Here is a 24,435-nt window from a genome sequence, read left to right as displayed (position 1 = left end):
TAATGGTATAGGTCTTATGAAGCAAGAAACTGCACTCAAACTCTTAAAAGCGGGCGAAAATGTCTTTTTAACCGGTTCCGCTGGTGCAGGAAAAACCTATACGCTGAACCAATATATTAACTATTTAAAAGCCCGCAAAGTGCCTGTGGCGATTACAGCTTCTACAGGTATTGCTGCAACGCATATGAATGGCATGACCATTCATACTTGGGCTGGCATTGGAATTAAAGATGCGTTGGGGGAAGATGAACTCAAACGCATGAAAGAACGTAAATACTTAAAAGAGCATTTAGAAAATGCTCAAGTTTTAATCATCGATGAAATTTCGATGCTACATGCCAAGCAACTCAATTTGGTCAATAAAGTCCTTAAGTTTTTTAAGGAAAGTGAAGAGCCATTTGGCGGAATTCAAGTGATTGTTGCAGGTGATTTCTTCCAGTTACCGCCAGTCGGTAAAAATGAAGAGCGCAATCGCGATAAATTCTGTTTTATGTCTGATGCTTGGGTCGAAGCCAAGTTTCGTGTGTGCTATTTGACCGAGCAGCACCGTCAGGGCAATGATTATCTCAATGATATTCTAAATGCTATTCGCAGTCAGAGTATTAAATCTGAGCACTTACAGGCTTTACAAGCCACACGTCAGCAAGATATTGGGGAAATCTTTACACGTTTATATACGCATAATATGGACGTGGACACTATCAACTTCAAACATTTGAATGAAATTGAAAATGAAGGTCGCCAGTTTGAGGCGGTGTGTGATGGCAATGAAAAGCTTATTGAAACCTTAAAGTCTTCTGTGCGAGCACCTGAAAACCTAACCCTCAAAAAAAATGCCAAAGTGATGTTTGTAAAGAACAACTTCGATGTGGGCTATATTAACGGTAGCTTAGGCGAAGTGGTGGGCTTTGAAGAAGATGATGACTTTGGGATCTTGCCGAAGGTCAAACTGACTGATGGTACGGTACTGGTGGTTGAGCCTGAAACCTGGTCAGTGGACAATGATGCGGGGAAAACCATTGCCAGTTTTCAGCAAATTCCATTGCGTTTGGCATGGGCCATTACTATTCACAAGTCACAAGGGATGACTTTAGCTGCAGCAGAAATTAACCTGAGTCATACTTTTGAAAAAGGGCAGGGCTATGTGGCTTTGTCGCGCTTAAAGACTTTGGAAGGTTTAAGATTGTTAGGTTTTAATGAACAAGCGTTGGAGTTAGATAGTCTTGCCATTAAGGCAGACCGCCGCTTCCAAGAACTGTCCGATGAAGCTGAGACTCACTTTGAAGCCATTGATCTAGAGCCACAACACAAGGCCTTTATTCGTCACTGTGGCGGAACGCTCAATGAAGTTGAGATTGAACGTAATGAAAAGAAAATTGCCCGTAATGCAGGTAAAGCCAACTATGCTTCTGCAACACTCGATGAAACACGTGAACTTTTTGAAGGTGGTTATGAAATTGCAGATATCGCACAAGAGCGCGGGTTGACAGCTGCAACCATTATCAACCATTTGGCAAAGTTGCATAAAGAGCAGGGCTTGGATATTTCCGTGGCGCATCCTGGAGAAGAAGTGGTAGAGCAAGTGCGGAAAATTTATAAACGTCTCATGAAACGTCAGCAAGCTGAACACTTTAGTGAAGATGGCGCAATTAAACTACGTCCGATTGTAGAGTTAACCAATCCGCGTATGGGCTATGACCAAGTGCGCTTGGCCTTACTCTATATTGAATAATGCTACCGCAGTTGTACGATTCGTACCGAAATTTCTTACTTACTTTGCTATTAAGTTCGGTTAAACTGAATTTTAAGGGATAAGAATAACGTAAAATCGTAATGAAATTGACAGCTTGGTACATGTTACGCAAATTTGTTTATAACAATTTACATAATGAAGACTATGAGACACGCTTAAGCCGAGGGCTGAACTATTTCCTCATTGTACTGATTATGAGTAATGCTGCTGCTGTGCTGTTGGAGTCGGTACAGAAGTACTATGTGTTGTATCAAGACTTTTTTTATTATTTTGAAATCTTCTCGATCATCGTTTTTACGATTGAATATCTCTTACGTTTTTGGTCAGTTGCTGAAGCTAATAGTTTTGAGTCGGATTGGAAAAACCGCCTAAATTGGGTCAAAAGTGGTGGAGCGATTATCGACCTCTTGGCTATTTTACCTGCGTATTTAAACTTCTTTGTTCAGTTCGACTTACGATTCTTAAGAATTGTTCGTTTGCTTCGACTTCTCAAGCTCACCCGCTACTTTGTGTCTCTACAAATTTTATTACGTGTCATTGAGCGCGAAAAAGGCTCATTTCAAGCGGTTATTTTCATCTTAATGATTATGATCATTATGGCGGCTGCAGGGGTGTATTTGATTGAAAGTCAGGCACAACCTGAAGTTTTTAGCTCTATTCCAGCTTCAATGTGGTGGGCCGTAGTTACACTGACCACCGTGGGTTATGGCGATGTGACACCTATTACGCCGCTAGGACGCTTTTTGGGTGCGATTATTACCATCTTAGGGGTAGGTTTAGCGGCATTGCCTGCGGGTATTTTAGCCAATGGTTTAGCCAATGAACTTGAGCAGCGTAAAGAAAAACTTGAACTCAGATTTCGAGAACTAATCCAAAATAGCGATATTGATTTTGTTTTAGAAACAGAAAAAATTGAAGAAGTTCGTAAAGAAGTTGGGCTGACCAAAGAGCAAACACACGATATTATTTTACAGCTCATTCGTGAACAAAAAGAAGAATCTTTAAGGCAAGAGCGTGAGCAATATGCCTATTGTCCACACTGTGGCAAGAAACTACCTGAATAAATTGGTGTAAAAAGGCATGTGATCAACGTTAAAATTGTACGTTTATACACATGCCTTACTTTATCTGAATAGAAATCTAGATTGGTCTAACAAGTCTGATTTGCATCATTTTTACATGCGGATATCGACTTTTTCTCATGCTGAAAAGCCAGTAGCAAAATAATCAGTCCGCCCAAACTCAGTAAAACCCCGACCCAGATCGGGGCTAACCAACCTAAACCTTGGTTAATTAACCAGCCGCCTAGGAAGGCACCAAAAGCATTGGCAATATTAAATGCAGAATGATTCAGCGAAGCGGCTAAGCCTTGTGCATTACCAGCGACATCCATTAAGCGGGTTTGTAGTAAAGGCCCCAAGCCTGCAATACTGAAGCTGACCAAGAAGAGTGCAATAAAAGCAGTGGCAAGGTGATCCATAGATAGGGCACAAAGCACATAAGAGCAGGCGTTGGAAACTAAGACCCAAATAATCGCCTTGTTTAAGTTTTTATCGGCAAAGTGTCCTGCGACAACACCACCAATGACCAACCCAAGCCCAATACACGCCAGCGCAAACGGAATGACTTGAATGCTAGCATGAGTATATTCAGTCAAAATAGGCGATACATAACTATATACAGAGAATAGTCCACCAAATCCAATTGCACCGACAGCAAGCGTGATCCACATTTGTGTATTTTTAAGTCCACGCAGTTCATTTTGAATACTGGCTGTGTGATCCAGCTGCATTTTAGGTAAGCCAAAACAAATTGCGACCACGGTCAAAAATGCGATAGATGCAGAAAACTCAAAACCTGCACGCCAACCATACAGCTGACCCAGCCATGTCGCAAAAGGCACACCAATCACGGTGGCTACATTCAGCCCCATCATGAGCATTGCGACAGCGGAAGTGCGCTTTTGTTTTCCTGCAAACTCTGCAACCACCAAAGCGGCAATACCAAAGTAAGCGCCGTGAGGGAAACCTGCAATAAAACGTGAGACCAACATAGACTCATAGCTGTTTGCGAGTGCTGTACTGGCATTGGCGATACCATAAAATAGCATGAGGCCAATTAAGAGCGTTTTACGCGGAACCTTTGCGGCCAAAATGGCAATTACAGGCGCGCCTATAGTCACACCTAAAGCGTAGGCACTAATGAAATGCCCTGTGACAGGAATACTGAGCTTGAAACTTTGTGAGATCTCTTGGATGAGTCCCATCGCAACGAACTCAGTAGTCCCAATACAAAAACCACCGAGTGCCAATGCTAAAATAATGACAGATAAGTGGCTTATTGGAGAGATGCTATTTTCTTGAGAGGACATAAATAGAGGAGAAAATGAAAAGTATTATACGTTCTTTATCACATGAAAATTTGGTTGTTCAAAAAAGTTATAAGTGAACTAAGCAAGCATAATATTCATATGAACTCTGAAGATTCTGCACGATGAATATCTATTCATAGCGCTACGATGAGTGATTATTCTATAAAAGAAGTCAAATTTAAACGCAGCAAATACAGATTAATTCGACCTAGCTTGAGAATTTGGATTTGTTAGGCTAGGGCTGTCCTGTACCAATGATTAGGGTAAGTAAACCAGCCGCAATGAGTGGGCCGACTGGGACGCCACGTAGTAAAGCCACTCCTGCAACGGTTCCAACCAGCAAGCCTGCCATAACATCGGGTTGATTTGACATCAGTTTTACGCCGCGCCCACCTAGCCATGCAACCAAAACGCCAATCGCGATAGCAAGTAACGATTTGATACTTAAAAAAGATTTAAAAATACTTTCACCGCTAATTCTACCACTTGCAATAGGCACTAAAACTGCAATGGTTAAAATGATGATCCCGATATTCAATCCATGTTGTTGGATGAGTGGGAAGTATTCGCTTAGCGGTGTCATCCGCAAAATAATGAGGACTGCCGCAGCAATCGTTACCGCAGAGTTGTGACTGAAAATACCGCAAGCCAGTAGGATCAGGAGGACGATCAGGTTTAAATCTAAGTTCGGCATAGGTGGGGGGCTGGTCAAAAAAACATGTGCATTGTAACGTTTTTTTAGCCACTCTGCCGTATGATCCGAGTCCTTTGATTGATGTTCCTGTATTTCAGTATAAAATGAGCCTTTATTTAAAAATGTGGTGTGCTGATGCTGTTGGAAAAAATGTTGCAGTCGCAAGGATTTGGTTCGCGAAAGCATTGCCAACAGTTGATTAAAAATGCAGCCATTGAAATTGATGGGCAGATCATTACTGACCCTAAACATAAACTCAAATTGGATGCTCTGCACTACAAGGTACATGGGAAGAGCTTTGAATACCGCGAAAAAGTCTATATCGCCTTAAATAAACCTCAAGGCTATGAATGTTCACATCAGGCGACGCATCATTTTAGTGTTTTTGATTTGTTTGACGATGTGCTCTTGAATCGTGGTATTCAATGTGTAGGTCGTCTAGATCAAGACACCACAGGTTTATTGTTACTCACCGATGATGGTCAGTTTTTACAAGCGCTGACACACCCTAAAAAGCATGTGGCAAAAGTGTATCGGATGCAAACGGCCGACCCTGTTACAGATGAACAAGTCCAACAGCTGGAGCAAGGGGTGGAGCTGCGAAATGAAAAAGGGAGTTTTGCTGCAACAGATGTAAAACGCTTAGCCGAATGCGAACTGCAAATGACCGTGCATCAGGGGGTATATCATCAAGTGAAACGTATGCTTGCGGCAGTTGGAAATAAAGTTGAGAGCTTGCATCGTCAGCAAATTGGGGCGCTCGACTTAACGGGTATGCCAGATTTAGTCGAAGGGCATTGGATCTATTTAAATGCTGAACAAGTGGCTTTAGCCAAGACACGTAATGATCTTGAGAGTAAAGGTAGTCTTTAGACGCTGAATACTATAGAAAGCAATGATAGGTCTTAAACTCATTATCCGCTACAAAGCCCATGGCTTCATATAAGCTGTGGGATTGATAATTATTCTTTTGCGTTTCAAGCGTAATACGAATGGCTTTTTCGTGTCGCGCAAACAAAATCGCGGTATCGATCAATTGTTTTGCTGAGCCATGGCGACGATGCGGTGGAGAAACATAAACATCATCTAAAATATAATAAGTTGCACAGGCCACAGAAGAGAAACCTAAATACAGCAGCACAAAACCTGTAATCACATCGTCTTTGACATGAATGAAGATGACGCTTTGTTCGTTTTCAAGGCGAAGTTTAAGGAACTTTTGGGAAAGTGTTAAGTTGGAAGATGCACCATAAAATTGGCGATATTCATCAAATAATACAGCAAGTTTTTCTAAGTCTTTTAAAGTGGCACGTCTAACGATCATGTATTACTCCATGCTGTATTTATAGTGTTTACATGAAGCATACCTAAGTTTTGAAAGAGATATTTCTAAAATTTGTTTAGAAATGCAACACTGTTAAGTTTTGTCACTTTCTCCCAAGATTGCAGCTAATTCCTCAAATAGATCAATATGTTCATCGTCTGCAAATAAATCATTAGTAGCCGTTGAGTCTGCACTGGTGATGTGTTCAACTGCTTTTTGTTCTTGCTTGAGCTTACGTAGCTTAATCAGTTGTTCAATATTGATGTTCTGGTTTTCAATTGAGAAAGGGATGGATTTGGTTAAAACCACTTGTTTGAAGAACAAACGAACGGCTTGCGCAGGCGTAATTCCCAGTTGTTTAAACACCGCAAAAGCTTGTTTCTTTTCTTGGGAATCGAGTCGAATTTGATAGACTTCTGTTTTTCTCATGATTTTTTAAATAATTTGAACGACTTAAGGGTAGAAGTTATTTTAATCAATTCCATTGTAATTTCAATATTCATACAATGGAATTTTAAATTATTTTGTAATGACAAGCAGATTACAATGTCAATTCAAGATTGGAGCTAAACTGCATAAGCTGTTGAGTTACTGGATCTTTAAATGAAAGATGCTTAGCTAAGAGCTGTAAAGGCTGACTAAAATCATCGTCGGCTTTATGTACAACTTTAGGATAGAACGGATCATTTTTAATCGGAAGACCTAAGAAGTTGAGGTGTACACGGAGTTGATGTTGCTTCCCTGTCTCGGGTTTAAGCTCATATTTTGCCCATGTTGCATCATGTTCTAAAAGCATGATCTCGGTTTCACTGTTCGGTGCTTTGTCCAAAACCTGCATGGTGTAGAACGGCTCACCTTTTTGCATATGCAACTTTACAGTATGTGGAAAGTTGAGTTCACGGTTAAACGGTGCAATCGCATGGTAGGTTTTTTGAACCTGTCGATCTGCAAACATTTGCTGATACAGCCCTCGACTGTGAATACATTTGGAAAACATCACTAAGCCAGCGGTTTCACGGTCAAGGCGGTGGATGGGCGTTAAATGCTCAATACCTGTTTGTTTTTTCAGGCGCACCAATAGGGTTTGTTGAACATATTGCCCCGTTGGACTGATGGTCAAAAAGTGCGGCTTATCCACGACTAAGAAATGATCGTTTTCAAATAAAATGTCATGCTGAAATGGCACTTCAATTTCGTGCGCTAAAAAACGGTAATAAAACACATGCTGATTTTCAAGATATGCCGAATCTGTATGGAGGATATTACCTACAGCGTCATAGACCAAACCATCATGAAAACGTTGCTGCCACTCAGTTGCTTCAATATGCGGAAATTGGTCAGATAAATAAGCCAATACGGTGTGTGGTGCTGGCTTTAATTTAGGCAGAAACACTTTACTTGCGCTCACGCCATTGAGCAAAGGAGGGCAAAATTCAGCAGGTTTTATGTTGAGCATGATGTGCAGGCAATATCTAATCGGTTGGTGCAGTTAAATACGAGATTTCAAGCTTGTGGCTTGGGCATTTTGTGAGTCCAGTGCTATCATAATTGTTCTTTTGTCACTTGTCGTGAGTATTATGCAGTATTCATTTAATTTAACGCTCAATAATGAACAAGATACCCAAAATTTAGCGCAAATTTTGGCACAGCATTTTACGACGGGTGTAGTGTATTTAATTGGGGATTTGGGTGCGGGTAAAACTACGCTAACACGCCATTATTTACAGCATTTAGGCCATCAAGGTTCCGTGAAAAGCCCAACTTATACCTTAGTTGAGCCGTATCAAGTTCAAGGGCGTGATATTTTCCATTTTGACTTGTATCGTTTAAACGATCCGTATGAACTGGAGTTAATGGGTATCCGTGACTATTTGGAAACGCCCAATGCATTGTTTTTGTTTGAATGGCCGTCTAAAGGGGGCGATGAGATCCCTGAGGCGGACTTAATTATTGATATTCAAAAATCGGAAGATGAACTGACACGGTCTGCTACCTTAAGTTTCCATTCAGTAGCATTATTACAAGCATTAGAGAGCCAATTAAACAATGCGTGATGATTTAAAGATACGTCGTATTCATACTTTGAATCCTGCTCTAGCCAACCAAATTGCAGCAGGTGAAGTCATTGAGCGTCCAGCGTCTGTGGTCAAAGAGTTACTTGAAAACTCGATTGACGCAGGTGCGACAGAGCTGATTATTCGGGTAGAGCAAGGCGGCAGTACTTTAATTGAAATCATGGACAATGGTCGAGGGATTCACGCTGAAGATCTCCCTTTGGCGGTGATGCGACATGCGACCAGTAAAATCCAAACCGCTGAAGATTTACATGCAATTGTCAGTTTAGGCTTTCGTGGAGAGGCTTTGGCTTCTATTGCAGCGGTGTCGCGTTTAACCTTGACCAGTAGTCAAGCGGATGATGGAATTGGCTATCAAGTTGAAGTCAATGGAACTGCATTTGACCGTCAAGAGATTCAGGCTGTAGCTGCACCGAAAGGTACGCATATTCGGGTACAAGATTTATTTTTTAATGTGCCTGCGCGTCGAAAATTTCTCAAAAAACCTGGCACAGAGTTTGGTCATATTGAGGAAATCGTCCGACGTTTAGCGCTGACGCATTTCGATATTCGTTTTATGCTTGAACATAATCAAAACATTAAATTGAACTTGCCGATTGCAGACAGTGGTGAGCTACGTTTTCAGCGTGTACAGCAGTTGCTAGGGCGCGCATTTACTGAAAATGCTTATTGGATGGATGCACATAGCATCAACATGCGTTTAACAGGTTGGTTGGGACATCCCTCCGATGCGCGGGCCCAGGCTGACTTGCAGTATGTTTATGTGAATGGTCGAATTGTTAAAGATAAAACCATCTCTCATGCGCTGCGTATGGCTTATGATGGTATTTTGCATGGACATCAGCATGCGGGGTATTTGCTTTTTCTGGAAGTCGACCCTGAAAATATTGATGTCAATGTACATCCGACCAAACATGAAATTCGCTTTTTGAATCAACGTGAAGTACATGAATTTGTACGTCATTATGCCAAAGAGACTTTATCGCAGTTTCAAACGGCAACCGCAGATTTATCTGATGCAATGAAGGTTGCAGAGAATCAAGCTTCGATGCCTGTGCAGCCTCGCTATCAAGAGCCTTTGCAGTTGCATCGTCATGTTGAGTCTGCACAAACTGGTGAGCAAGCTCCATCGGATGTGCTTACTGACTTTAGTTCAAATCAACCGCAAGGCGTCCATTATTCGGCGCAACCTTCACGCTATCAGGGCTCACAACAGCTCAATAATGCCTTGCAAAGCTATTTATCACCTCTGCGTGATACTTCATCTGCTGTTGATCAAGCTCAGCCTTTGGCTGATGTTACAGTGCAAAGCCCTAAAGTCGATGAATATCCGTTGGGAATTGCAATTGCACAATTGCATGGTATTTATGTGCTGGCTCAAAATACAGAAGGGCTAATTATTGTTGATATGCATGCAGCGCATGAGCGTATTCTGCTACAGCAAATGAAGTCCGCATGGGATAAACCAGAGTTTTGGACTTCTCAGCAGTTACTTATTCCCAAAGTGATTAATATCACGCGAATGCAAGCTACGCGAGTGGAAGAGCTCAAAGATCAATTGGTGCGTTTAGGTCTTGAAATTGATCAGTATGGCGATGAACAAGTGATTGTTCGTGGTGTGCCTGCGATTTTACATAAAGCCAATTTTGAGGCGCTGGTACCTGAATTACTGAACGATTTGGATCCAAATGATGAAGCGCAGGGCTTACTGCAAAAGCGTGATCAAATTCTAGCGGGTATGGCCTGTCATGGTGCTGTTCGCGCGCATCGCATTTTGGGTCTTTCTGAAATGAATGCTTTGCTTCGTCAAATGGAACAAACTGAATTTGCCAGCCAATGTAACCATGGTCGCCCAACTTGGCGTGCGTTTCCATTGGCTCAACTAGATAAGCTTTTTGCTCGAGGAGAGTAGTTGTACATGTCAACTCAATTGCCGGTCATCAATTTAATGGGGCCAACTGCAAGTGGTAAAACTGCTTTGGCATGTCAGCTCTATGAGCAAGGAAATTTTGAACTGATATCTGTAGATTCAGCATTGGTCTTTAAAGATATGGATATTGGTACTGCAAAGCCGACCAAGGAAGAGCTGCTGCAATATCCACACCACCTTATCGATATTATTAGCCCATTAGAAGTGTATTCGGCTGCAAACTTTGTTGAAGATGCATGTAGCTTAATTGATGACATGCATGCACGAGGTAAAACCCCGATTTTGGTGGGTGGAACCATGCTCTATTTCAAGGCACTTTTAGAAGGCCTTTCAAGCAATTTACCGAGCGCAGATTATGCTGTTCGTGCTCAAATAGAAGCCAAAGGTGAAAGTGAGGGTTGGTCTGCGGTCTATGCTGAATTATGTAGTGTGGATCCACTGGCGGGCGAAAAATTTAAAGTGAGTGATAAACAACGGATTATTCGGGCTTTAGAAGTTTACAAATTGACAGGGCAGCCCATTACTAAACTTCAAGCTGAACAACCTAAAAACGTGCCTTATCGCTATAATTTTCATAATTATGCTTTGATGCCAGACCGTGCCGAATTGCACCAAAGAATTGCACAACGCTTGAAAATTATGTGGGACATCGGATTTTTGAATGAAGTGGAAGCACTTATGAAAAAATACGATTTAGATGAAAATTTACCCTCTATGCGCTCAGTTGGGTATCGACAAGCACTCGAATTTTTACAGAAAGGAGATAAAACTGTCGAAAAACAACGTGAAATGGAGGATAAAGCACTTTTTGCGACACGACAACTTGCCAAACGTCAATACACTTGGTTAAGATCTTTGCAAGAGGCACATAAATTTACAACGTATTCTACTATCACGCAGGCACAAGAAGACTTGCGAAACTGCTACGGATAAAGCAAAATTTAGCTACTATCTTTTTTATAATTTTTAATTGAAAAATAAAGATAGTTTTTTGCGCTGATTTTTAAATTTTTTTGGAGTTATAACATGTCTAAAGGTCAAACTTTGCAAGATCCGTTCTTAAATTCTCTCCGTAAAGAACGTATTCCTGTCTCTATCTTCCTTGTAAACGGTATTAAGTTACAAGGTCATATTGAATCTTTCGACCAATATGTTGTTTTATTAAAAAATACAGTAAGCCAAATGGTTTACAAGCATGCAATTTCTACAGTTGTTCCTGCACGTAACCCACGTCCAGCTGGTGCACCTGCTGGCGCTGGTCAACAAGGTAGCTTTGGCGGTCAACAAGGCGGCTTTGGCGGTCAACAAGGCGGCTTTGGCGGTCAACAAGGCGGCTTTGGCGGTCAACAAGGCGGCTTTGGTGGTCAACAAGGTGGCTTCGGTGGTCAAGGTGGCTTTGGTAGTCAAGGTGGCTTTGGTGGTCAAGGTGGCTTTGGTAGTCAAGGTGGCTTCGGTGGTCAAGGTGGCTTCGGTGGTCAATCAACTGGTTTTGATGGTGAATCAAAATTTGAAGACACTCAAGATGACGAAAATAATCGTTAATTGATTGTTAAAAAAGCCTCTCACATGAGAGGCTTTTTTTATGCCAAATTTTTAGTTTTAGTCTAAGCGGAAAATAAAAAGACCAGCATGAATGCTGGTCTTTTTATTTATCCAAACTTATGACTTGTTGTTCTTACGGTCTAAGTTCGGATCTTTGATTTCAACATAAGCTCTGTTGCGTGTTTCGCGTAACCAGCTATCAAGCTCTGCATCAAATTGACGCTCACCTAAAATTTGACGGGCCATACGTTCTTGGTATTCAGCAGTCATGTCTTGTTGACGTGTTTCAGTCACTTGAAGAATATGCCAGCCAAATTGGGTTTGGAAAGGTTTACTGGTTTGACCTACAGGCGTATTTTTCATGGTTTCTTCAAACTGAGGAACCATCACACCTGGGCTGACCCAACCCAAACTCCCGCCATCACGTGCTGAACCTGTGTCATTAGAGTAGGTGGAAGCCAAAACGGCAAAGTCTTCACCTTTTTGGACGCGGTTATACAAACTTTCGATCATTTGTTTAGCATTTTCAGGGCTAACCACTTCAGACGGTTGGATCAAAATATGGCGTGCTTTGTATTGAGGCACAATCGCTTTTTGCTCAGCCCCTTTGCGTTCAACTAGTTTTAAAAGGTGTACACCATCTCGTACTGTAATTAAATCTGTGGTTTGTCCCACTTGGAGTGGACTCACACGTGCTGCAAGCTCGCTAGGGATGTCAGAAAGTGCTCTAAAGCCCATATCTGCACCTTCAACTTTGGTGCCAGCAGTACTGAACTTTTTAGCGATTGCAGCGACATCGTTGTCGTTTGCTAGTACCGTTTTAACTTGCTTAGCCACAGCGTCAGCATTGTCACCTGAAATACGCACATGTAGCACATGCACTTGGTTACCGAGTGCTGCTTGGCCTTGTGGTGTATTTAAGAAGTTTTTAACGTCTTGATCTGAAATCTGGATACGAGAGGTAACGATTTGCTGGCGTAAACGATTGATTGCTAAATCTTCAGCAACGCGACTACGCAAAGAAGCATAGGTTCCGGGTGCCATTTTATCGAGCTTTTGTTGGAATGCTTCTAGGCTTGTGCTACCAGATTGTTTTGCAACATTTAAAACCGCTTCATTCAAGCTTTTTTCATCAGGTTGAATGTTGTAACGCTTCACTTGTTCAAGCTGAGTCTGACGAATAATCAGTTGCTCTAATGCTTGTTGTGCCAAATATTGCTCTGGTGGGACTTGTTTCTTTTGGCTCTCAAGTTGATGTTTGAGCTCAGCCATACTTGCTTCTAAGTCACTCTTCAAAATGACACTGTTATCGACAACAGCAACAACTTCATCCGACGCATGTACAAAAGTTGGAATAGCGGTTGCGAGAGCTAAAGCCAAAGCACTCGCTTTAAAAAATTGTTTGAACTGTTTTGTCTTCATTAACGGTCTGTCCAAGTCTGATTAATATTGTTAAAGCCTAGAATACGATTTTCTAGTAATGATGAAAGTTTACTGTTGAGTCCGCCTAGGCCTTTAAGTGTAATTTCGGCCATAATTGCACGTTTAGGCTCTACACCTGCAGCATTGACGTCATCCAAGTCGTTATAGTACTCACGACCATAAACGGAGATCCCCCAACAGCAAGACTCGTAATTAACACCAAGGAGGTATTCACGAGCGACATTGTTGTCTAAGTCATATTGAGCATGGCCCATAATACGCCAGTTGTTATGGATCGGTTGTACAAAAGATGCAACCACTTGGTCGTAATGTTCTTGACGATCTGCAATTTCTTTACGATAGAAATAGCCAACGTTATAGAGGTTGCCCTTATCACCCGTAAAGTAAAGTTGTAAGTCGCGTTGCGCATTATCGCCATTTGCCATCCATGCTGAGTTTGCACCGAGGGTAAAGTTTTGCGAGAGCTGGCTAGATACGCTGACAATCGGACCAGAGTGATTTTCTGTGTCAAAGACATCTGCTGTTTGGTCAAGTGTTACGCGGCGATCTTCGAAGTAATAGCTTTGTCCCACACTGGCTTTTAAGCGTTCTAGCCCCACAGTATCAAATAAGCTATAGCTTAAGCCCAGTGACAAGAAGTTATTGTCTTCTAGACGGTCATGGCCATAGAAGCGATTTGCACTAAATAACTGATCATAGTTGATCGATGCTGTTGCAGAGTCAAAGTTTGGTGCGCCATCTTGATTTTTATAGGGTGCATAGGCATAGAACATGCGTGGGCTTAACGTCTGTAAGAAAGTGCCTTCTTTTTCAAAAGTTAAACCTGCATCAAAAGTCACCTGTGGCACGACATAAGATTTGTCATTCGATGAGCGGTTGGTGTTGTCAAACTCATTGATGGTATCTTGATCGTAGAATGTGTTTACATTACGAATAGATACTTCAGGAATGGCGAAAGCCCACGGTGTACGGTAGTTATAGCGTACAGAGAAGTCACTGTAGACACGGGTACCGCTTGGTTCAAAGCTATCGTTGGTATCACCGTCGATAGTCCCAAAATCCTTTTTAAAGTAAGCTGTATCGTTGTTGAACTCGTATTCTAAACCTAGCGCATTACCTGCTTTATAGTTGAGTAAGAACTGTGGTAAACGTGCATACGGACGGTCAACGTAGGGTGTGGTTTCATCTAGTGTTTGGAAGTCTTCAACTTTCAGTTGGGCTTTTAGGCCTGGGATCCCATTTTTATAGTTTAACTCCCATGCACGACGCAGGTTTAGGTCTGTTTTGGTGTTTGGGTTGTTGCTAAGGTCTGAAAAATAGTCTTTGTCTGAAGCATAGTTGTATTCAAGGTTGGTTGAGAACTGTTCATTGATTTTCCAGTTATGTAAAAAGTGCAAATCTTTACGGTCTTCATCATCATACATTCGATCAGATGATAAGAATCCACCCCAAATTTGCCCCGAACCAAAGTTTTCAGTCAGATAGCGAAATTCACCCTCAAACATTGGGCCGCGGTCGCTGATATAGCGTGGCGTAACGGTCGCATCGTAGTTTGGTGCTAAGTTGAGATAAACAGGTACTGCAAGCTCGACACCACCATCATTGGTGAAGCCAAAACTTGGTGTCAAAATACCGGTAGTACGGCGGTCATCAATTGGGAAGTTGAAATAAGGAACAGCGAGAACGGGTACATCTTTAACATAAAGTTTTGTACCACGTGTTTCACCACGTCCAGTTTCTTGATTTAACTTAATTTCGTCTGCTTGGATTTTCCACGTTGGCGATTGCTCTGGTGGGCAGGTGCTATAAGTTGCATTTTTTAGCGTGGTGGTCGTTTGTGACTCACGTAGGATTTGGTCAGCCCGCCCATGCGCATGTTGTTCTTCTGAAATATAGAAGCTGTTTTTCAGATCGCCTTGCTGGGTTTTTAGGTTGTAATTGATTTGGTCGCTTTGCGCTAATAAACCACTTTGCGCCATTTGCACACGACCTTCAGCATTGGCAAAGGTCTGAGTCTGGTCAATGGTGATTTTATCGGCACGAATTTGACGACCCTCTTGATCAATCAGGACATTACCTTCAAGAACAGAGTCACCTTGTGGGTTGTAGTGACCATAGTCCGCTGTAATGGTAGATGTCGCATTGGCTGCGTCAGCAGCTTTGGTTTCAGGGCTTACAGGGGTTAGCCATGTGCCTTGGCAATACGCGGAGCTTAAGTAACGACCTTGGCGCTGTTGAGCTTCAGGAGATGACTTATCGACATAGTATTGTTCGAAAAACTTTTGCCCAGGATAACTCTCTTGTAGTGCTTGTTTTAGCGATTGTTGTTCGTCTGAAATAGACGTGGTTGGTATTGCAGCATAGCTTGTGATTGAGCTACCACAAAGAAGGGTAAATATCGCAGTCGCTAAAGGATTAAATTTAAACTGATGCTTCATGTGTCTCATTTACCAAGTATGCTTAAAACGCAATTAATTATTGTCGCATCATAGAGAAAAAGTTGATAAGTGGCTACACTTAGCACTTTAAAAACTCAGCCTGTATTAGAATTTATCGCAAATGAATACACAACGTGAACAATTGATACAAACATGGATTTCATCTGTACTTGGTTCAGATCAATTTGAAATTAACTTTTTAGCAGGCGATGCAAGTTTCCGTCGTTATGCACGAATCAAGTTGAATAATAAAACATTTATGCTGATGGATGCACCACCAGAAAAAGAAGATTGTGTGCCTTTTGTGACGATTGATGAATTTTTTGATACGAACGGTGTTCGTGTACCACATATTGTGGCGAAAGATTTGGAGCAAGGCTTCTTATTGCTTGAAGATTTTGGTGATGTGCTACTGTCAACCCAGCTCGATGACAAGACTGTCGATGGACATTATGAGCAAAGTTTTAAGCAGTTGATTCAATTGCAATCTATTGATGGTGAAGGTCGTTTCCCCGCTTATTCTTATGAAAAGTTAATCACTGAAATGTCGCTATTGACAGATTGGTTATTGCCAAGTTTACAGATTCAACCTTCTGATGACGAGTCTGCGCTGATTAAACGTACATTTGCAATTTTAGCCAATGCTGCTTTAGCTCAGCCTCAAGTGATTGTACATCGTGATTTCCATAGTCGTAATCTCATGCTTTTGGTAGATGAGCAAGAGCAAGGCGTAATTGACTTTCAGGATGCTGTGATTGGTGCAGATACTTATGATCTGATCTCAATTACACGTGATGCGTATGTACAGTGGAATCCTGAGCGCGTTTATCGTTGGTTTAAAGTGTTTTATGACTTATTGCCAGCTTCTGCCAAAGAAGGGCGTGACTTTGAACAGTTTAAGCAAGACGCTGACCTGATGGCCATTCAACGTCATATTAAAATTCTAGGCATTTTTGTGCGTTTATTTGAACGTGATGGAAAATCAGGTTATCTGAAAGATTTACCACGTGTGATGTGGTATTTACTCGAAGAAAGCAAACCTTATGCAGAACTACAACCTTTCATGCAATTTATTTGCGATAAAGTGATGCCAAAATTTGAAGCAAAATATGGCAAATATGAGGTTGTTGCAGCATGAAAGCAATGATTTTGGCAGCGGGACTTGGCAACCGCATGCGTCCTTTAACACTCTATAAACCGAAACCTCTGCTTGAAGTGGGTGGTAAACCACTGATCGTTTGGCATATTGAAAAACTCAAGCAAATTGGGGTCACAGAAATTGTGATCAATTCTGCATGGTTGGCCGATGTCTTGATTGGTGCACTTGGCGATGGTTCGCAGTTTGGAGTGACTATTCGTTGGACGCGTGAAGAAGAGGGGCTTGAAACAGCGGGTGGTATTATCAATGCTCTACCACTGTTGGGGACAGAACCGTTTATTTTAGTGAATGGCGATGTGTGGACCACTTTTGATTTTGCATCTTTACTTGATGTGCAATTGGACGCCGATTTTGCGCATCTCGTATTTGTACCCAACCCGACACAACATCCCAAAGGCGACTTTATCTTAAATCAAGGGCGTGCTTATACCTTTGAACAAGAGCAGTCAGGCGAAGCACTGACTTATAGTGGTGTTGCAGTTATACATCCACAGATGTTTAAGGGATTGGAAGCAGGTAAGCGTCCGTTGGCTCCATTGCTAAAAGAAGCGATGTCTGCTGGAAAAATTTCTGCCGAGAAAATGCAAGCCGCATGGGTGGATGTTGGCACACCTGAGCGATTAAGTGATCTAGATCTACAGATTCGTCAAGGTATGTACGTTTAAGTGCATAATCACTAAGCGTTAGCTACTGTTCCACGGCTGAGAAATCGGTATACTTCAGTTTAATTTTATTGAGATGTCTTCTTTATGCATCCATTTTTTCAAGACTTAAAGCAAGGTAGTCAAAAGCTTGGCTTAGATTTGAGTGAAGAAGCATTAAATTTATTGCTGAAGTATCAAGACGCACTTGTGCTGTGGAACAAAGCTTACAATTTAACAGCGATTCGCGATCCTAAAGAAATGCTGGTGAAGCATTTATTAGATAGTTTAAGTATTTTAAAAGATTTGCCGAAAGGTCGTTTGCTGGATATTGGTACAGGCGGTGGTATGCCGGGCATGATTATTGCTCTATGCCAACCTGAGCGCCAATGTGTTTTGCTTGATTCCAATGGCAAAAAAATTCGTTTTTTAAAACAGTTTATTGCAGACTTAAAATTAACCAATGTAATTGCAGTTCAAACGCGTGTTGAGAATGAAGATAGCATCCATGATTTGGGTCAGTTTGATGTGATTACCAGTCGTGCATTTGCTTCGTTAACCGATTTTATCAATGCATCGAAGCCTTATATGCACCAAGACAGCATTATTGCATCGATGAAAGGTTTAGTTCCGCATGACGAAGTTGAAGCGTTCAAAAACGAATTTAGTTGTGACATTATTGCGTTAAAAGTTCCACGTTTGGACGAACAACGACACTTACTTTTATTAAAACGTATCTAAAAAAATTCAAAGGATTGGGCGGGTCATGGCACAAATTATTGCGATTGCGAACCAAAAAGGTGGTGTAGGTAAAACCACAACCGCAGTAAATTTGGCTGCATCTTTAGCAGTACTTAAAAAGCGTGTTTTATTGGTCGATATGGACTCGCAAGGCAATGCGACCATGGGTTCAGGCATTCAAAAAAATGACCTACTGTATTCAGTGACCGATGTTTTACTGGGTGAAGTACCTATAGAAACTGCAATTACCAAAGCGGAAGTGGGTTATAAGGTCTTGGGTGCAAACCGTGATTTGGCAGGAGTTGAACTTGCGATTGCTGAGCAAGAAGGGCGTGAATTTATTCTGCGTGATGCGTTGCAAGAAATTGAACAAGCATATGATTACATCATTGTGGACTGTGCGCCCAGCTTAAGCTTGATCACGGTTAATGCATTGGCAGCGGTGGATGGTGTGATGATTCCAATGCAGTGTGAATACTATGCTTTGGAAGGCTTGGCAGATTTAACACAGACCATTGATCGCATTCAACAAGCATTGAATCCTGAGTTAAAAATTATTGGTGTTCTACGCACCATGTATGATGCACGTAACGCACTGACACGAGATGTGTCTGAAGAATTAGAACAATACTTTGGCAAAAAACTCTATGACACGGTCATTCCTCGTAATGTGCGTCTAGCTGAAGCACCTGCGCATGGTTTGCCAGTGATTTATTTTGAAAAAAGCTCGAAGGGTGCAGTTGCTTATTTACATTTAGCAGCTGAAATGATTAAGAAAAGTAAAGTGAAAAAAGGAAGTAACGCATGACCGTTAAAAAACGTGGACTGGCAAAAGGTCGTGGTTTAGATGCCTTACTCGGTTCCATTCAAAAAGAGAAATTACAACTTGAAGCACAAGCTCTTGATCACGGTCAGCTAAAACAAATTGATGTGCATCTATTACAACGTGGTGAATATCAGCCACGTCGTTTTATTAATGAGCAAGACTTACAAGAGTTAGCGGCATCGATTGAAAAACACGGTGTGATGCAGCCGATTGTGATTCGTCCAATTGATAATGAAAAGCACCCCTATGAAATTATTGCAGGTGAGCGTCGTTGGCGTGCGGCTCAACTTGCTGGGTTAACGCAAGTTCCAGCTATTGTTCGTGATTTAACAGATCAAGTTGCAATTGCACTGGCGTTGATTGAGAACATTCAACGTCAAGATCTCAATCCGATAGATCAGGCGATGGCTTTACAGCGCTTCCATGAAGAGTTTGGTTTAAGTCATCAAGAAATTGCAGACACGGTAGGCAAAGCGCGTACCACGGTGAGTAATTTATTACGTTTATTAAGTCTAGCTGAGCAAGTTAAAGACTTTATGCAACAAGGTTTACTGGACATGGGACATGCTCGTGCCATTTTGACGTTGAAAGGGAAAGATCAACTGAAAGTCGCAGAATTGGTGATAGAGAAGAGCTTATCTGTTCGCCAAACTGAACAATATGTTCGTGATCTCAATGTGCCGAAACAAGAAAAATCCAAAACGGAAATTGCACCAGATCTTCAACAATTGACACAGCGCTTAACAGATCGTTTTAGTGCAAATGTCAAAATTGATCATAATAAACAAGGGAAAGGCAAGCTCACGATTCATTATCATTCACTCGACGAGTTGGATGGTATTTTGAATATTTGCTTAGCTGAATAATTTTATTTTCTATTTCTAAATACTTGGGGAAGTGTTATGTGGGAATTGGTCAAAGCAGGTGGGTGGCTTAAGCTGCCCCTTGTGCTCTGTTCGATCTTTACTGTTGCGATTAGCTTAGAGCGTTTTATTCGCTTGAAGAAAACTACTATTTTACCGAAAGATTTGCTATTAAACCCAGCGCAAAGCGTACAAATGGTTTTGCCTAAACTTAAACAAAATCAGGATTTACAGGCAACGACATTAGGTCGTATTTTGGAAGCTGGTTACCAAAGTAAGGCACAAGGTGAACAGTTTGCACGTGCGCAGATGGAAGCAACGGCTTCTCAGGAAATTGGTTATCTTGAAAAAAACATCAATTTTTTGGGAACATTGAGCGCTGTCGCGCCTCTTTTGGGATTGTTGGGAACGGTACTGGGGATTATTGAGTCATTCTTAGTGATTGATATTGGTAATAGCAGTAATCCAACACTGATGATTCCAGGGATTTCTAAAGCGCTGATTACAACTGCGGCAGGAATGTTCATTGCGATTCCCGCATTATTTGCTTATCGTTATTTTCAGCGTTTGGTTCAAGAGTATGTTGCTGAACTAGAACAGCAATCGACTTTATTTCATGCGGCTTTATTTTATAAAAAAACAGAAACTGTGCTTGAAAACCATGATGATGATGTTGTTGTGAAGCAAGCGAGCTAAGGTGAAGTATGAAATTCAAACGTTCACAAGTTGAAGATGTTCATATTAACCTTACACCAATGATTGATTGCTTATTATTTATTTTGGTGTTTTTATTGCTGACCACCACATTCAATCAATTTAGTCGTATGAATTTAACCTTGCCTGATGCGCAAGGGGTTCCACCGAAAACATTTGATCATAAAATCGAAGTGGTGGTAGATTCCACTGGGCATTATTCAATTAATGGTCAGTCTATTGCATCGAAAGATGTTTCAGAATTAAATACCGCAATTAAACAGATTTCCAATGACCGTCGTGATCTAATGTTTGTGATTGCTGCGGATGCAAAAGCAACCCATCAGGATGTGATCCGTGTGATGGATGTGGCCGGTCAGTTGGGGTTTGTAAATATCAATATTAGTACCAAAGTGCCTTCTCGAGGTTATTAGTGAAACACGATTTAAAAGTTTATCTACGTCTACTGAGCTATTTAAAACCGTATTGGGGCGTAGCGATTCTTGTGGTGGTTGGTTTTGCTATTAATGCGGCGACAGAGGTTTCTGTCGCTAAATTACTTGAAAAAATTATTGAAGCGATTCAACATCGTGATCGAGGTTTCACGACTTTGTTCCCGCTTTTAGTCGTCTTGGTGATGTTCTTCCGTGGAATAGGTTTGTTCATGGGAGGCTACTTTACTGCGGTCATTTCCAGAAACTTGGTCTTTAATATCCGCCAAGAAGTCTTTGCAAAATTATTGCGCCTTCCTTCACAGTACTATCTCGATAATAACAGCGGTCATATCACTGCGAAAATTATGTTCAACGTGGAGCAGCTTACTGCCGCATCGTCAGACTCACTCAAAACTATTGTTCAACAAGGTTTAATTGCCATTGCGTTACTGGGTTACCTGATTTATAGCAACTGGCGTTTGACCTTATGTATTTTGATTTTTGCACCGCTGATTGGGCTGCTTATCCGCAAAGCTGCAAAACGCATGCGTAAGCTTTCTATTCAAGTTCAAAACACCATGGGTGATGTTAACCATGTAGTACAAGAGACGGTCAATGGCCACTTGGTAGTGAAAGGCTTCGGTGGACAAGTTTATGAACAGCAACGTTTTAGGAATACTTCTTTAGAAAATTTGCGTCGTGGCTTGAAAATGGTGATTGTGCAACAACTCAATAGTCCGATTGTGCAGCTCATCATGTCGATTTCACTGAGTATTGTGATGTGGATTGCACTGCGCCCAGAGATTATGCAGGATACCAATGCAGGACAATTTGTGGCCTACATTACCGCAGCCGGCATGTTGAGTAAGCCCATTAAGGCGCTGACTGATGTGAATGAGAAAATTCAACGGGGTATGGCGGCCGCACATTCTGTCTTTGAGCTTTTAGATTTACCTGAAGAAAAAAATACTGGGACTTTAACTCCCGTGCTTAAGGGTAATATTGACCTCAAACATGTGAATCTGGTTTATGTCGATGGACATCAAGCACTGCATGATTTTAATTTAAGCGTCAAAGAAGGTGAGACCATTGCTTTAGTCGGGCGTTCTGGTGCTGGTAAAACCTCTTTGGTGAATTTGCTGGTGCGTTTCCAAGATGTGACTTCGGGTCAAATTCTCTTTGATGGTATTGATATTCAAGATATTGAAATCAATAGCCTGCGTACCCAAGTGGCAATGGTCAATCAGCAAGTGGTTTTGTTTAACCGCACTGTACGTGACAATATTGCCTATGGGCAGCTTGAAAATGCCTCTGATGAAGAGGTGATTGCAGCAGCAAAAGCAGCTTATGCACATGACTTTATTATGGCTTTACCACAAGGCTACAACACCAAGTTGGGGGCACAAGGTCTCAATTTATCAGGCGGTCAACGCCAACGTATAGCCATTGCTCGTGCGATTTTGAAAAATGCGCCTGTACTGATCTTAGATGAAGCTACCAGTGCGCTTGATAATGAATCTGAGTACTTTATTCAGCGTGCCTTCGATGCTGCAATGCGCGATCGTACCACGATCGTAATTGCGCATCGTTTATCCACCATTGAGAATGCAGACCGTATTGTGGTGATGGATAAAGGGCGTATAGTAGAGCAAGGTACACACGCTGAACTTATTGCGAAGCAGGGTGCTTACTATCAACTCCATAAGCGTAATTTTGAGGAAAACTAAGTCATGTCAGGTGCACAGTTTATTCAGGATGCTTGGAACTCGCAGGCAAAGTGGTTAATTGTGCTTCGTCCGCTGTCTTGGTTATATCGAGGCGGTTTTCTTTTAAATCGTAAGTTATATCGGTGTAATATTAAAAAAGCGTATACGGCTCCTGTACCTGTCATGGTGATTGGTAATATTACCGTGGGGGGGAGTGGTAAAACTCCTCTGCTCATTCACTTGGTGAGTTATCTGCAAAGTAAAAATATTCGAGTGGGAGTGATTAGTCGTGGTTATGGTGCTAAAGGCCCATTTCCAACGATGGTGGATCTCAACTCATTGCCTGAAAATGTAGGTGATGAACCAACACTCATTGTGCAATCCACTGATGTACCGATGGCAGTGGGTCCAAATCGCCAAGAAAGTATTGAATTGCTTTTATCTCACTATCCCATTGATTTGATCATTAGTGATGATGGGCTGCAACATTGGGCATTGAATCGCCAAATTGAATGGATCGTCCTAGATAATAATCGTGGACTAGGTAATGAAAAGTTATTGCCCGAAGGTTATTTACGAGAGCCGAAGTCTAGACTGGATCAAGGTACAGTCATCGAACATGCAGATCAGCCTACTCGTACTATGCACATGCACTTAGAAGTTGCAGAGCCTTACTTGTTGAATAGTACTGAGGCAAAAGCTTTCAATCCGCAAGATGATTATTATGCTGTCGTGGGGATAGGGTTTCCGCAACGTTTTTATCGTACTTTAGAGCGCATGGGAGTGCAGCAGTTCCAGTGTCATGAGTTTGCCGATCATTATGAATATGAGTTAGAGGATTTGGTCTTTGATGATGCCAATCCCATCATTACCACTGAAAAAGATGCAGTGAAAATTTTAGCGCTGCTCAAACAAAACCCTAGTTTTGCCCGCGATATTTGGGTTGTTCCTGTCGATGCGGTGTTATCGACGGCGTGTTATGACACCTTACATCAACAGCTCGCCGCTGTAGGTATTGAAATTTCTTAAGGTCTTTTATGAAGCATATTGTTATTCCTGCGCGTTTCGCAAGCACACGTTTATCTGGAAAACCACTCCTTAAAATTCATGGCCGTGAAATGATTTTACGGGTCGTTGATCAGGCGAAGAAAGTGGAAGGTTTTGATGATCTCTGCGTCGCAACGGATGATCAGCGAATTTATGATCTTTGCATGGCTGAAGGCGTGGATGTAGTGTTGACCTCAGCAGATCATCCTTCGGGAACAGACCGCCTTAGTGAAGTGGCGAAAATTAAGGGCTGGGCCAGCGAAGATATCATTGTGAATGTTCAAGGTGATGAGCCTTTATTGCCGGCGGCTTTGGTTAAGCAAGTTGCGCAACTTTTAGAGTCACAAGCAGATTGTTCAATGTCGACCTTGTGTGAACCAATTCAGCATTTAGATGAATTTAAACGTGACAGCATTGTTAAAGTGGTGATGTCGAAGTACAAACAAGCACTTTACTTTAGTCGTGCCACTATTCCATATGACCGAGATGCTGCAAAACAAGTGGAACTAGTGTTGCATAAACAAGCCTTCCGTCATTTGGGCTTGTATGCTTACCGCGTGAAATTGCTCCAAGAGTATGTGACATGGGATATGGGTACACTCGAAAAGCTCGAAAGCCTAGAGCAACTGCGTGTTTTGGAGAATGGGCACCGTATTGCCATTGATATCGCAGAAGCAAACTTACCACCGGGTGTGGATACACAAGAAGATTTAGATCGTTTAAATGCCATGGATGTGGCTCATTTTGCATAATAG

At 41.8% G+C, this 24,435-nt stretch carries 24 protein-coding genes; 17 read left to right on the top strand and 7 right to left on the bottom strand.

Translation table 11 applies throughout. From position 1 onward, the window contains the following. Positions 1–16: 16 nt before the first annotated feature. Together AC0KVP_RS09950 and AC0KVP_RS09945 are read left to right on the top strand one after the other, a co-directional pair. Entirely contained in the window at positions 17–1,732 is a 1,716-nt protein-coding gene (locus AC0KVP_RS09950; RefSeq protein WP_473336400.1) for an AAA family ATPase, read from the top strand. A gap of 101 nt (positions 1,733–1,833) precedes the next feature. Continuing rightward, positions 1,834–2,817, top strand: a complete 984-nt coding sequence (locus AC0KVP_RS09945) for an ion transporter (RefSeq protein WP_473336398.1) — start codon at positions 1,834–1,836, stop codon at positions 2,815–2,817. A gap of 86 nt (positions 2,818–2,903) precedes the next feature. Here AC0KVP_RS09945 and AC0KVP_RS09940 read toward each other — a convergent pair whose 3' ends face one another. Both AC0KVP_RS09940 and AC0KVP_RS09935 read right to left on the bottom strand, forming a co-directional pair. Further along, positions 2,904–4,124, bottom strand: coding sequence for an MFS transporter (locus AC0KVP_RS09940; RefSeq protein WP_473336396.1), 1,221 nt, complete (start codon positions 4,122–4,124; stop codon positions 2,904–2,906). Between the two features lie 235 nt (positions 4,125–4,359). Further along, on the bottom strand, positions 4,360–4,818 hold the full coding sequence (locus AC0KVP_RS09935; RefSeq protein ID WP_473340486.1) for a DUF441 domain-containing protein: 459 nt from the start codon (positions 4,816–4,818) through the stop codon (positions 4,360–4,362). Between the two features lie 135 nt (positions 4,819–4,953). On the opposite strand from AC0KVP_RS09935, the gene AC0KVP_RS09930 reads away from it, so the two are divergent. Beyond that, complete coding sequence (locus tag AC0KVP_RS09930) at positions 4,954–5,691, top strand: pseudouridine synthase (RefSeq protein ID WP_473336394.1); 738 nt, start codon at positions 4,954–4,956, stop codon at positions 5,689–5,691. A gap of 10 nt (positions 5,692–5,701) precedes the next feature. On the opposite strand, the gene AC0KVP_RS09925 is transcribed toward AC0KVP_RS09930, so the two are convergent. The 3 genes from AC0KVP_RS09925 to AC0KVP_RS09915 form a co-directional block, all read right to left on the bottom strand. Then, the gene (locus tag AC0KVP_RS09925; protein WP_473336392.1) at positions 5,702–6,142 is read right to left on the bottom strand and encodes a GNAT family N-acetyltransferase; all 441 of its coding nucleotides are present in this window, start codon (positions 6,140–6,142) and stop codon (positions 5,702–5,704) included. A gap of 93 nt (positions 6,143–6,235) precedes the next feature. After that, entirely contained in the window at positions 6,236–6,571 is a 336-nt protein-coding gene (locus tag AC0KVP_RS09920; RefSeq protein WP_004984882.1) for a type II toxin-antitoxin system RelB/DinJ family antitoxin, read from the bottom strand. Positions 6,572–6,683: 112 nt separating this feature from the next. Then, positions 6,684–7,598: a pseudouridine synthase gene (locus tag AC0KVP_RS09915; protein WP_473336389.1), complete on the bottom strand. Its 915-nt coding sequence runs from the start codon at positions 7,596–7,598 to the stop codon at positions 6,684–6,686. Positions 7,599–7,719: 121 nt separating this feature from the next. Here AC0KVP_RS09915 and tsaE point away from each other — a divergent pair, with 121 nt between their 5' ends. The 4 genes from tsaE to hfq all read left to right on the top strand — a co-directional run bounded on the left by tsaE (position 7,720) and on the right by hfq (position 11,689). Next, positions 7,720–8,196: a tRNA (adenosine(37)-N6)-threonylcarbamoyltransferase complex ATPase subunit type 1 TsaE gene (gene tsaE, locus AC0KVP_RS09910; RefSeq protein WP_026056383.1), complete on the top strand. Its 477-nt coding sequence runs from the start codon at positions 7,720–7,722 to the stop codon at positions 8,194–8,196. Beyond that, a complete protein-coding gene (gene mutL / locus AC0KVP_RS09905) occupies positions 8,189–10,129 on the top strand; it encodes a DNA mismatch repair endonuclease MutL (protein WP_473336387.1) in 1,941 nt (646 codons plus the stop codon). The genes tsaE and mutL overlap by 8 nt, the downstream gene beginning before the upstream one ends. 6 nt (positions 10,130–10,135) lie before the next feature. Beyond that, positions 10,136–11,080 (top strand): tRNA (adenosine(37)-N6)-dimethylallyltransferase MiaA, encoded by a 945-nt coding sequence (miaA, locus tag AC0KVP_RS09900; protein ID WP_473336385.1) that lies wholly within the window; start codon positions 10,136–10,138, stop codon positions 11,078–11,080. 93 nt (positions 11,081–11,173) lie between these two features. Then, positions 11,174–11,689 carry an RNA chaperone Hfq gene (hfq, locus tag AC0KVP_RS09895; protein ID WP_473336383.1) on the top strand — a complete coding sequence of 172 codons (516 nt, stop codon included), beginning with the start codon at positions 11,174–11,176 and terminating at the stop codon, positions 11,687–11,689. Positions 11,690–11,806: 117 nt separating this feature from the next. On the opposite strand, the gene AC0KVP_RS09890 is transcribed toward hfq, so the two are convergent. After that, positions 11,807–13,111, bottom strand: coding sequence for a peptidylprolyl isomerase (locus AC0KVP_RS09890; RefSeq protein ID WP_473336381.1), 1,305 nt, complete (start codon positions 13,109–13,111; stop codon positions 11,807–11,809). Then, positions 13,111–15,570 carry an LPS-assembly protein LptD gene (locus AC0KVP_RS09885; protein WP_473336379.1) on the bottom strand — a complete coding sequence of 820 codons (2,460 nt, stop codon included), beginning with the start codon at positions 15,568–15,570 and terminating at the stop codon, positions 13,111–13,113. The genes AC0KVP_RS09890 and AC0KVP_RS09885 overlap by 1 nt, the downstream gene beginning before the upstream one ends. Positions 15,571–15,691: 121 nt before the next feature. On the opposite strand from AC0KVP_RS09885, the gene AC0KVP_RS09880 reads away from it, so the two are divergent. The 10 genes from AC0KVP_RS09880 (at position 15,692) to kdsB (ending at position 24,432) form a co-directional block, all read left to right on the top strand. Further along, positions 15,692–16,708: an aminoglycoside phosphotransferase family protein gene (locus tag AC0KVP_RS09880; protein WP_473336378.1), complete on the top strand. Its 1,017-nt coding sequence runs from the start codon at positions 15,692–15,694 to the stop codon at positions 16,706–16,708. Beyond that, positions 16,705–17,394: an N-acetylmuramate alpha-1-phosphate uridylyltransferase MurU gene (gene murU, locus AC0KVP_RS09875; RefSeq protein ID WP_010326860.1), complete on the top strand. Its 690-nt coding sequence runs from the start codon at positions 16,705–16,707 to the stop codon at positions 17,392–17,394. Before AC0KVP_RS09880 ends, murU begins: the two co-directional genes overlap by 4 nt. Before the next feature lie 84 nt (positions 17,395–17,478). Continuing rightward, on the top strand, positions 17,479–18,111 hold the full coding sequence (rsmG, locus tag AC0KVP_RS09870) for a 16S rRNA (guanine(527)-N(7))-methyltransferase RsmG (RefSeq protein WP_004984861.1): 633 nt from the start codon (positions 17,479–17,481) through the stop codon (positions 18,109–18,111). Positions 18,112–18,136: 25 nt separating this feature from the next. Further along, on the top strand, positions 18,137–18,919 hold the full coding sequence (locus AC0KVP_RS09865; protein WP_004696827.1) for a ParA family protein: 783 nt from the start codon (positions 18,137–18,139) through the stop codon (positions 18,917–18,919). Continuing rightward, entirely contained in the window at positions 18,916–19,803 is an 888-nt protein-coding gene (locus AC0KVP_RS09860) for a ParB/RepB/Spo0J family partition protein (RefSeq protein ID WP_178895809.1), read from the top strand. The genes AC0KVP_RS09865 and AC0KVP_RS09860 overlap by 4 nt, the downstream gene beginning before the upstream one ends. A 36-nt stretch (positions 19,804–19,839) precedes the next feature. Further along, positions 19,840–20,496, top strand: a complete 657-nt coding sequence (locus tag AC0KVP_RS09855) for a MotA/TolQ/ExbB proton channel family protein (protein WP_473336374.1) — start codon at positions 19,840–19,842, stop codon at positions 20,494–20,496. 8 nt (positions 20,497–20,504) lie between these two features. Then, positions 20,505–20,927 carry an ExbD/TolR family protein gene (locus AC0KVP_RS09850; protein ID WP_004696832.1) on the top strand — a complete coding sequence of 141 codons (423 nt, stop codon included), beginning with the start codon at positions 20,505–20,507 and terminating at the stop codon, positions 20,925–20,927. After that, positions 20,927–22,654 carry a lipid A export permease/ATP-binding protein MsbA gene (gene msbA, locus AC0KVP_RS09845; protein ID WP_473336372.1) on the top strand — a complete coding sequence of 576 codons (1,728 nt, stop codon included), beginning with the start codon at positions 20,927–20,929 and terminating at the stop codon, positions 22,652–22,654. Before AC0KVP_RS09850 ends, msbA begins: the two co-directional genes overlap by 1 nt. 3 nt (positions 22,655–22,657) lie before the next feature. Beyond that, positions 22,658–23,662: a tetraacyldisaccharide 4'-kinase gene (lpxK, locus tag AC0KVP_RS09840; RefSeq protein ID WP_473336370.1), complete on the top strand. Its 1,005-nt coding sequence runs from the start codon at positions 22,658–22,660 to the stop codon at positions 23,660–23,662. 8 nt (positions 23,663–23,670) lie between these two features. Beyond that, a complete protein-coding gene (gene kdsB / locus AC0KVP_RS09835) occupies positions 23,671–24,432 on the top strand; it encodes a 3-deoxy-manno-octulosonate cytidylyltransferase (protein WP_473336369.1) in 762 nt (253 codons plus the stop codon). Positions 24,433–24,435: the final 3 nt, after the last annotated feature.

This window comes from Acinetobacter sp. DL27, assembly GCF_055810995.1.
Note: the sequence above shows the minus strand (reverse complement) of the source record. Positions and strands in the feature narration are given on the sequence as shown.